We start from the raw sequence: 3,199 nt of genomic DNA on the forward strand, positions 1-3,199 counted from the left end.
CGGCGGCGCCATGCCGGAAGGTCGTGCAGGCGGATTAGGGAGTGCGGAGATGGCGGCTGCTCCAGGCACTGTGGTGGACGAGGTACCTACGCCCCGCTGGATCGCGGCTTCCCTGCGGGAGAACGAGGGCCGCGACCCGCTCGGCCTTCAGACGACCACCCAGGATCGATTGATGCCGCTGCTCCTGCCGGGCATCCTTGAACTGTCCCGACGTGCACGGTACTTCGCATTCCACGCCTTTCTCCTCGACGAATACAAAGGCAGGCGACTGCCGGCCGACGGCAAGTCGCTAGCCACATTCATCCGCCGGCGTGAGTGGGAACTCGGCATCGCGGTGCAGCGCTGCCCGAACGAGTGCGGATCGAGCCCGGTCGGCGCTCGGCGTCTGAGCGACGTCGCCGCAGGGCCGGGACCGTTCCCACGAGGGGAATCTGTGGAGAGCAGCTTCGGCGGATACGGGCTGTACTACCGCTCGCCGCTGATTGAGCTTGGCATCGTCGCGAGAGCTGGAACGATGCTCGGCGACCAACCGATTCCCATCGATGTCCTTCGCGCAACCGATCGGGCTGGACGTCTGGCGGCGACATTCCGGAGCGCTGTGCAGGGTACGGAGTACTACCACCGATTCATATGGACCAGCGATCCGGTACCCGCAGCCGCAATCGACGAATACGCCGGGGTCGCTTGCCTGTGCCGGCTGCGTGAGCGACCGGACGAACGTGACGCCGTGCACGACGCCATCTTCGGTAGCGACCCACCCGCAGCCCGCGAAGACGATGAGGCCGCACCCGGCGTTAGCGCCACGCTGGACGGCGGTGCGGTCCAGCGCCGACGGAGCGTTGGGCACTATCTCAGTCTCGTCGCCGCCGATCCAAATGTGCCTTGGTCCGGCCACGCGTACCGGGACGCGTTGTGGTCGTATCCGCAACCGCGCAGCGACGGGCACGCTCTCGTCGCCGGGCAGTGGGCGGCGCTCATCGCCAAGGACATCTGGCAGGAGGTCATCTGCTCGGTCTGGTCGCAGTTCTGCCGTGCCGGCTTGGCCCGCAGCCGCGACCTGGGTCGCGGGCTTACCCACGCCGAGGTACGTGACGTGGCCTCAAACATGGTTGGCGGACCACCCGCCTGGGGCTCCAGCTACCCAACGACTGCAATCACCGCCTCGCTGGAGACCGCAGCGTTGACCGTGCCTGACCGCGACGGCGAGGATATAGACGTCGCCACGGCGTCGCTGGATACTCTTCGATGGTTGACCGCCGGGCTCGACACCGCCACCTCCGCAATCGTGGTGCTGCTCGAACTCGCCCGCCGCACCAAAGACCGCGCCGATCCCGGCTGGGTGAAGGCGTCCCGGGTGAGATCGGCATGGCAGCCCTCGGTAGCCGAAGTCCTCGCCGCCGTCAGTGAGCATCTCGACGGCCAGCCGTCCATCGGTGAGACGCTGTGGTGGCTGGTATCGCGATTCGTGGTCCCAGTGCATGAGCGCATCGCCTATTCCAAGCTGCCGGACTTCACCTTCCGGTTCCGCTGGGAGGAAGGGCTCCTGCGGTTTTACGACCACGGCATCGAGCGGTTCCCACTCGCCGCGATCCGCGCGAATCCGTTGAGCTGGATCACCTGGGACCTGGGTCTGTGGGAAGGCGACGAGCCTAACGAATCACGGCTGACCGATCGCGGCACCGCGTTCGTCCACGAGGTTCTCGGATGACCGAGCCGGCCGCCTCTCCGGCGGAACGAAGCCGCCCGGTCCATGAACTGTTCATCGGTGCCGCGTCGGCGATGTGGGCCACGACGTACAGCGTGGACCTGTCGTTGTTCAACGAGTTCCTGCTACCTCGCTTGGGTGACCCCCCGCTCAACGTCGTCGTCCTCGCGGACCACCGCAGGCTCACCGCAAGCCTCGACCGCCTCCCCGCTGATGCCGTCGACACTCTCACGGCCGTGAACCGACGTTGGCTGCTGCGCGGTGTACGTCCGGGCGGTCAGGCGTTCCACCCCAAGACGTACCTCACCGTGGCCGGAACCAGGGCGACCCTGCTGGTCGGGTCCGGAAACCTTTCAATGACCGGGCTCGACCGGGGCAAGGAGGTGTTCACCACCTTCCGATCCGGCACCCCCGCCGGCGACGCAGCCATCGGCACCTGGCGAACCTGGATTCACCGCGTCGTCGGTCTCGTCGATGACACAACTCTCGCCCAACGGCTCCTCGACCTGAACACCCGGCTGCCGCCCCAGCCAGCCGGTACACCGCAAACAGACTCACCATTGCTCCACAATCTGGACACCCCGATCGCCGCACAGTTCAAGACGGCCCTTACCGCCCAGGCGCCCTCGGACATTGACGAGCTGCTACTCAGCGCCCCGTACTACGACGACGATGCGGAGGCGGTCGGGCAGCTACTCACCGACCTGCGCCCTCGGCGCGTTCGTGTATTCCTCACGAAAGCCACCAGCGTCAACGGCAACCGGCTCAAGGAACGACTGATCGCCAGCGGCGCCACAACCGACGTGCTCATGTACCAGCCGGACGAGTTCGTGCACGCCAAGCTCATTGGCGCCGTGGCCGGTGACCAAGGATGGCTGCTGTCTGGATCAGCGAACCTATCCCGAGCCGCGTTGACCCGCACCGTGGGCCACAGCGGCAACGTCGAGGTTGCCGTCCTTACCCAACTCACCGCAGACGAGGTCCGAGCGGCGTTCACACCGCCAGACACCACAGCCGTTGCCGCCAACCTGGACCAACTCGGATCATGGTCGATCCGATCCGAACCGGAACCCGCAGCGCCCTCAGTACGCCTGATCTCCGCAGCCGCGAACGGCGACGGACGGGTGGAAGTGGCCAGCGAGCCGATGGCCCAGCCCGGTTGGCTGCTTGACGACCTGACCCACCGACAACCGCTCACCCACGACACCTCCGGGAGAGCCGTCACCGCTGGTCCGCTGCACGGGCGACTCGTACGCCTGGTCGACGCCAACGATGCCGTCCTGTCCAACCAGGTAGTCGTGGACGACCCGACCGCACTCGCAGCCGCGCTCACCGCCACAGCGCGACCCAGCCTCGACCTACCGGACGGCCTTGTCACTGGCGACCTCGACAGCCCGCTCGGCAAGATGCTGGCCTGGCTGCACCGCAACATGGTGATGGAGGTCAGCGACAGGCCGACATCCACCTCAGTCGGCGGCGTCACGGCCGATGAGG

At 66.8% G+C, this 3,199-nt stretch carries 1 protein-coding gene and 1 pseudogene; both read left to right on the forward strand.

Annotated elements, in window-relative coordinates:
* Positions 1–1,708: pseudogene (locus DMB66_RS59485) on the forward strand (hypothetical protein); the annotation flags it as partial.
* Positions 1,705–3,199, forward strand: a 1,495-nt coding sequence (locus tag DMB66_RS59490; protein ID WP_148112957.1) for a hypothetical protein, incomplete at its 3' end; no start/stop codon positions are given. The pseudogene DMB66_RS59485 and the gene DMB66_RS59490, both read left to right, overlap by 4 nt.

It is taken from the genome of Actinoplanes sp. ATCC 53533, from assembly GCF_003947245.1.